This window comes from uncultured Bacteroides sp. (genome assembly GCF_958445495.1).
Taxonomy (GTDB): Bacteria; Bacteroidota; Bacteroidia; order Bacteroidales; family Bacteroidaceae; genus Bacteroides.
Genome location: NZ_CAUCSQ010000050.1, coordinates 20,968 through 28,826 on the forward strand (window position 1 = coordinate 20,968; position 7,859 = coordinate 28,826).

Sequence of the window (7,859 nt, forward strand, 5' to 3'; positions counted from 1 at the left end):
ATAAAAAACATATATGCCATGAAAAGACTGCTAATCATCGTTTGTGTACTTGGATGCACACTCTTTGCAAAAGCCAAAGACTGGACACAGTATGTCAACCCGCTAATGGGGACCCAGTCCGTTTTCGAGCTATCGACAGGTAATACCTATCCCGCCATCGCCCGCCCCTGGGGCATGAACTTCTGGACACCGCAGACAGGAAAGATGGGCGACGGGTGGCAATACACCTATACGGCCAACAAGATTCGCGGGTTTAAACAGACGCACCAGCCCAGCCCGTGGATTAACGACTACGGACAATTCTCCGTGATGCCGGTAGTCGGCAAACCGGAATTCAACGAAGAAAAGCGCGCAAGCTGGTTTGCCCACAAAGGCGAGACTGCCACCCCTTATTATTATAAGGTGTACCTCGCAGAACATGACGTAGTGACGGAAATGTCTCCGACGGAACGCGCTGTCCTCTTCCGTTTCACTTTCCCGGAAAACGAGCATTCGTATATCGTGGTAGACGCTTTCGACAAAGGCTCGTACATCAAAATCATTCCGGAAGAGAACAAGATTATCGGCTACAGCACCCGCAACAGCGGAGGAGTCCCCGAAAACTTCAGGAACTATTTCATCATCGAGTTTGACAAGCCCTTCACCTATAAAGCTACGGTAGCCGACGGCAACTTGCAGGAAAACGTCACGGAGCAGACCGCCGGCCATGCCGGAGCCGTCATCGGCTTCCGGACACACAAAGGCGAACAGGTGCATGCCAGAATCGCCTCTTCCTTCATCAGCTTCGAACAGGCGGCCGTCAACATGAAAGAATTGGGCAAAGACAATATCGAACAACTCTCCCAAAAGGGGAAAAAAGCGTGGAACGAGGTATTAGGCAAAATTGAAGTAGAAGGTGGCAATCTGGACCAATACCGCACCTTCTATTCCTGCCTGTACCGCTCCCTGCTCTTCCCCCGCAAATTCTACGAGCTGGACACGAACGGAAAACCGGTTCACTACAGTCCTTACAACGGCCAGGTATTGCCCGGATACATGTACACCGACACCGGTTTCTGGGATACCTTCCGCTGCCTGTTCCCTCTGCTGAACCTGATGTATCCTTCAGTAAACAAAGAGATGCAGGAAGGGCTTATCAACGCATATAAAGAAAGCGGCTTCTTCCCCGAATGGGCAAGTCCAGGACATAGAGGATGCATGGTAGGCAACAATTCCGCCTCTGTCCTGGTAGATGCCTATATGAAGGGTGTCCGGGTAGACGACCTGAAAACACTGTACGAAGGATTGATTCACGGAACGGAAAACGTGCATCCGCAAGTATCCTCGACCGGACGCCTGGGACACGAATATTACAACAAACTGGGCTATGTGCCTTATGATGTAAAAATCAACGAAAACGCAGCCCGCACGTTGGAATACGCATACAACGACTGGTGTATCTACCGGTTGGCGAAAGAGTTGAAACGTCCGAAGAAGGAAATCGCCCTCTTTGCCGAACGCGCCATGAACTACAAGAACCTTTTCGACAAGGAGTCCAAACTGATGCGCGGACGCAATGAAGACGGTACATTCCAATCGCCGTTCTCCCCGCTGAAATGGGGAGACGCCTTTACGGAAGGCAACAGTTGGCACTACACCTGGTCTGTATTCCATGACCCGCAAGGGCTGATTGACTTGATGGGAGGAAAAGAGATGTTCATCACGATGATGGATTCCGTCTTTGCCGTGCCTCCCGTTTTCGACGACAGTTATTACGGGCAGGTAATTCACGAGATTCGCGAAATGACGGTTATGAACATGGGCAACTACGCGCACGGGAACCAACCGATTCAGCACATGATTTACCTGTATGACTACGCCGGCCAACCGTGGAAAGCGCAATACTGGCTGCGTCAGGTCATGGACAGAATGTACTCTCCCACCCCCGACGGCTACTGCGGCGACGAGGACAACGGGCAGACTTCCGCCTGGTATGTCTTCTCCGCACTGGGTTTCTACCCCGTCTGTCCGGGAACGGACGAATATGTCGTAGGCGCTCCTCTGTTCAAGAAGGCAACCCTTCATTTCGAGAACGGCAACAGCCTGGTAGTCGACGCTCCCAACAACAGCAAGAAGAATTTCTATATCGGCTCCATGACGTTCAACGGAACAGATTACACCAAGAATTACCTCCGGCATGCGGATTTATTCAAAGGAGGCACACTCAAGGTGGAAATGGGCGACAAACCCAATATGAACAGGGGAGTCAAAGAAGAAGACATGCCTTATTCGTTCTCCAAAGAAAAATAACCTTTGCCATAGCAGGTTGCCACTCCTTTTCCCCATCCCAGTTTCCGGGGAAACGGTCTGTTTCTTAATCAAGACGGCAACTAAAAAATAGCCTGAAAGCGGATTTCTTCGCTTTCAGGCTATTTTTCAATAACCTTTCGCTACCTTTACCGGATAAACGACATACAAGCCATGAAAGAAAAAATCGACTTCAAAGAAGTCCCCTACCAGTATGCAATGTGCCTCAACCGGCAATGTCCCCAAGCAGACACATGCTTACGGCAACTCACCGAACAGAGTGTTCCGGAAAACGTAGAACAATGGGTTATCATCAGTCCCAAATATTTGGCCGCCGCAGGAAACCGCTGCCCTCACTACCGTTCCAGTGCAAAAGTACGGTATGCCAAAGGTTTCATCGGCCTCCTGGAGAATCTCCCCCACAAACAAATGCAAACGGTCATTCCATACCTGATGAGCTATCTGGGCCGCAGGACTTACTACCGTTCACGTAAAGGAGAACGACTGCTCACACCTTCCGAACAGCGGCAAGTATTGGCTATCCTCAAGAATTGCGGAGTAACCCACCCCAAAGAGTTCGATGCATATATCGAAAACTACGACTGGTAACAGGGTTCTCTCCACCTGGCACAACCGGTACGTTTAACCGGCACACCGATTTTATCTTGCCGGCACATAAATTACAGCTTATCGGCACAGTTGTGCCATCGCATTGGCACAATCGTGACATCGAAATGGCACAACTGTGCCAATACGGTGGCACGGATTTTTGTTTCGTTCTCTTGTGTTTCCCTTCTGTCAGTTTATGCAATAAACAGTGTAATAAACAGATTGTAACAATCTTTCCCATTACATATTTGCAAAGAACAAGAGGAAGAATCCTTATATAATCGGATAATAAAAACGACAGACAGCGGGTTCTAAGTTTAATTCTTTTGTAATATATAAGTATATATCATTTTAAACAGACCTCCTAATCCCATAATATAGAGAGGCGACCCGATATTAAGCCGCCTCTTATTACATGTTGTAAATTACGATAAATGTTCTTCTTTTATCATCCCAGAAGAATATTAAAATAAATCCTTAATTATGGATTTACCTTAGTACATAGATAACCGTAAATCTTCTCGTTTTTAATTACCGAATATACAGCCCAGATTTTGCTTCCGTCATTTTTTATAACTTCAAAATGAACAGGTTCATTCGTAAATTTAGTGTTCCCGTACACAGATTGAGACAATAATGCAGTTTCTTTCTTACCCACAGATTTATCTCCGGATGCCAAGATAGTCACATATTCACCATAATAATCCCAGCCATATTTGTTCTTTCCGTTTTCTATTCCGTAATAAAATGTATTTCGGCTACTTTTCTCCACCTTATAACCTTCAAATTCATATCTTTCCCTGGAATCACTAATAATTCGTGCAATTTCCTCTTCATTATAAGGATTTGTTGAGATGGTTATATGAACGGAAAAACCAGCCTGCATTCCCATCGCATCTTTTACTATGATATTGGCATCACCTTCTTTGAGGGCTGTAACTTTTATATCGCTTTCCGAAACATCCAATGTCAATATTTCATCATTGTCGGATGTTGCCGAATATTTTCCGTTTCCTTTAATAACCTTTACCACAGTAGTATTCGGTTTAGTTGTGGAAGTTTCAATATCGACTTTATCTTTATTGAGGACTAACAGGTCATAATAAGCCATAACCGGGTACTTTTTATACTGTCCCTCTTGGTCGGATACAATCATAAATGTATTTCCACCGGATTTCCCGGTTATTATGATATGGCTATCATCATCCATTGCAACCTCTGCTATTCCCGGATTAAGTGAAAATGCCATATACTCATTTCCTCCTTGAGTTATTTCAACATTTGTTTCTTTATCAACAATTACACTGATTGACTCGTCACTAATATTAAGTTCTGGAATATCTTTTATAGTCGGAATATCATTCTTTTCATCATTGTTGCTGCAACTATTCAGCATTAATGCCAGAATACAAAATAAGAATACTGATTTATGAATATTTTTCATGTGCCTATATTTTATAGATTAATTAAATTCATTGGGGATATCATTACCAATCTTTCTTATAAGGTTCCCCATCATATACTAATTCGTCATCGAAGTACCCCCTGGCTATCTTTTCCAAAACAGGAAGCTGGTCATACTCAAAATAAGCTCTTGCCGGGTCCAAAGCAAAAAACATATGACTTAGATAACCATTGTCTCGTGCTGTCCTTAATTGGGATTCTGTGACTTCTGTTCCCTTAGAAAGATTCAATTCCTGCGACCATAATGCCATATTAGCCTTCGACATGCCAGGGTAGTTACCGCTTAAATTAAAACTTCTTCCATAGTCATTAATTCCATAATCTACAAATTCCCCAGATGGATGTCCATCCACTGCCGGAAGACTGTATGTTGTCGTATAAACATAAACAGCCATTATACGATTGGGCATTACTTGCTTTATTTCGTAACACAACCTTGCCGCAGCCTTAGATGAGCTATCAACAAATCCGATAGGTGCAGGATGCATTTCTTCTGAATGTTCATCATCCATAAAAACACCATCCAATTGGTAAGCATCACACATTGCTTTTACTTCCTTTGCAAATACTTTAGCTGTAGCATCAGCCAGATTACCGACAGCCGCACGGTCATGGTCGCCGATTATTCCAAGAAGGATTTTCATTCCTCTGTCTTGCAAAGGTTTAAGATATTTCTCATGATTTGAAAGTATATGCTGTATATTAGGATTATTATAGAGATATACTTTTTGTTTTTCTTTATCATATTTGATGTTAGCTGCAAATAAGATAACCATATCAACCAACAATTTATTACTATTCTTCAATTTGAAACAAAGATGGTTCAAAGGATTGGCGTCGTTAATTTCCATACAACTGATGATTTTTACTCCATTTGCTTTATTACAATCCATAACAGACGTCAAATCTTTAATAAATATCAGGAAGTTTTGATTTTCCTGAGAGATTGCCATATTTTCTGATGCTGTATTAACAGAGAGAGGGATAACATAGGTATCTTCGGAAGTTAATGTATTGTCGCTATGATATGATATTTTCATTTCCTCCGATTTTCTGTTACCTGCACTAATTGTTAATCTGCCGTTGTTCTCCATTGTTATAAGTTGTTCAGGAAAAGCCTTATAATTACTCTGATTTTTTTCATTATACGCTTCCAAAACGCTTTTGTCGTATGTTAAAAACGCAGCACAATCTTGCGTTGATTTTAATGTGGAATTAAGATAGAAAGACGAAGTTCCCTCATTGCGGAATTCAACGTTACTGACAGTACGACTGCCTTCCTGATTTGTCACATATCCCAATAATTCATTACTTACAATGTAGGTCTCTTCATCTATCCGCGATGTTTCAATATCTCCTTCACAAGCAGTAAAACAATTTACAAGAAATAATATCAATGTAAACATTAATACATTCATAAGCCTATTGCATTTCATAGTCATGTATTTTTGATAATTTAAATAAGGTACTATTTATTTTTGAGGCAGTTCCACCGGTTTCCACACTAATGTATAAGATGCTGTCGCATCATTCCCGTTAGTCGTATGGTCTTTAATCGTGTTACTGTCTGCATCATCGAATTTCCAATAAGCGACCAACCCTTCCGAATTGGAATCTACATAATAAAAATGGTCTTTTACGTTTATCTCCTCTTCGCTAAGTATTCGATTCCAAATACGGCATTCGCAAATATCACCGTTAAAGTACCGTTCCTTATCATAAGAATAACCAATCCAAAAACAACGGGGTTTACCGTCTGACTCATCAGAATGTGCGACTCCCCAATTTACAAAACTCCTGAATTCAAGGGTTTGTTCCGTTTTCTTCTTCCCGTCAATGTACATTTCAACAAGTCCGGTAGCATAATTATAGGTCACAGCAACATGTACCCATGTTTTAATGGGAAGAATCCAATCTGCAGATGTTACATTATCCATTTCCGTAGCTATTTGAATCTGATTGGACGGTTCGGAGTCACCAAGACGAATAAGAAACTTGCCTTCAATTCCCATTAAAGTGCTTATCTTATTATCCAATTTATCCGCACGCACAAGTGCTTCTGCCGTCAACTTATACAACCTGCTTACCACACTTGGATTCTTCCAAGACACATATATATTATTTTCATTGATATTAGCTACTGTATTAATCAATGCGGCTCCTTTAAAAACATAATAACAGGTCCGCGCGCTTTCAAGAATAGCAATGTCCGCATCAGCTATCGTAACAGGAAGAACATACATCAATTCACGGTCAAGAACGGACAAGTTTTTGAAACGGACGGTTAATTCTGTCGACTTAGTACTTCCTTTGGGTATCCTGACTTGTCCATCCCCTATTTCATAACACTCTTCAGGTAACATGGTTGCATGGTTATAATAAGTCGAATTGTACACATTCACCAACGACGGAGCGATTTCGTATGTTATCATGAAATCTGTTTCTGCAGGTTTAGGCACTGATGCCTGAATCACTCTCTCCAGACTTTCCATGTCTTTTTTCAGTAATATAGTTCCCACTTTATTATTATCTATATATATCTTATTATCGAATGTTTCTGTATCATTCTGGCAACCTGTAAAACAGAGAACAACAAACAATATTACAATGGAAAATAATTCATATCTTTTCATGACTGTCATTTTTTTATTGGTGGATTTAATGTAGCAATTGCATCTCTAGTATCTTTAAATGATATCGAAGGATGATAATAATCATTGGAAATATTATAAATCCCAAGCCCTGCAATATCTATATTGTCGATACTAAGAATCCATTCCGCCACTCCTGCAAGTATTTTTGTCCCGTCATCAAAATAACCGACTTCTCTGCTATTATCAGGGGATGCCGTTGGAATAATGACCCCAAGCTTATCTATCGGAACATTTTCTACGGTTGCCAGTTGCAAATTGAATGTCAGTTTCTCTACGCTACTTACATCAAAACACGGCACCAACACTACAGAGCAGTCAATTAACAGTTCTTTATTTACCAAATGCTGTGGATTACCTTTAAAAACAATTATATGTTGCCGATGCCTCTGAAACCAATCATTCATTATTCCGGCAAATGCTTTTTCATTTTGCACATATTCGTTCTTTTCAGCTTCCGTCATATGTAATATGTTTTTCCCTTCATATTCAATTGCTATTCCGTCATAACCATATTTGTCTGCCATAGAAAGAGCATATTGCAACGTATCTACCATATAAGAGAGAAAATCCTGCGCTTCCGGTTCTTCAGTCACTTCCTTCTCGATTGATTTATTATATGTAACTTTGATTTCATCAAAACTGATAGGATAAATAACCTTTGTATTCTTATTACTTTTTATTAATTCCATTTCCTGCAACTCACGTTCCACCAGATTGTCCGGATGCATCAGTATCACGACATCAATGCTGTCGGGCAAATCCGTCAGGTGTTGGCTGCGGCTGTAAGGTGACTTTTCACTGTTGTCAAACCATGCATACACAAACTTATGTTCCGACTTTTTGTAT

Annotated in this window: 6 protein-coding genes; 2 read left to right on the top strand and 4 right to left on the bottom strand. The window is 41.4% G+C overall.

Annotated features, from left to right (window positions below):
• The first annotated feature begins 18 nt into the window (after window positions 1–18).
• A complete protein-coding gene (locus Q5076_RS14645; RefSeq protein ID WP_303014342.1) occupies window positions 19–2,289 on the top strand; it encodes a GH92 family glycosyl hydrolase in 2,271 nt (756 codons plus the stop codon).
• Window positions 2,290–2,460: 171 nt separating this feature from the next.
• On the top strand, window positions 2,461–2,895 hold the full coding sequence (locus tag Q5076_RS14650; protein ID WP_303014343.1) for a DUF6078 family protein: 435 nt from the start codon (window positions 2,461–2,463) through the stop codon (window positions 2,893–2,895).
• A 481-nt stretch (window positions 2,896–3,376) separates the two neighbouring features.
• Here Q5076_RS14650 and Q5076_RS14655 read toward each other — a convergent pair whose 3' ends face one another.
• From Q5076_RS14655 to Q5076_RS14670, 4 genes are all read right to left on the bottom strand, one after another.
• Window positions 3,377–4,339 carry a pilus assembly protein N-terminal domain-containing protein gene (locus tag Q5076_RS14655; RefSeq protein WP_303014344.1) on the bottom strand — a complete coding sequence of 321 codons (963 nt, stop codon included), beginning with the start codon at window positions 4,337–4,339 and terminating at the stop codon, window positions 3,377–3,379.
• Between the two features lie 43 nt (window positions 4,340–4,382).
• A complete protein-coding gene (locus Q5076_RS14660; protein WP_303014345.1) occupies window positions 4,383–5,777 on the bottom strand; it encodes a DUF1735 domain-containing protein in 1,395 nt (464 codons plus the stop codon).
• A gap of 54 nt (window positions 5,778–5,831) precedes the next feature.
• Entirely contained in the window at window positions 5,832–6,992 is a 1,161-nt protein-coding gene (locus Q5076_RS14665) for a DUF1735 and LamG domain-containing protein (protein ID WP_303014346.1), read from the bottom strand.
• 5 nt (window positions 6,993–6,997) lie between these two features.
• On the bottom strand, window positions 6,998–7,859 hold an 862-nt coding region (locus Q5076_RS14670), incomplete at its 5' end, for a glycoside hydrolase family 18 (protein WP_303014347.1).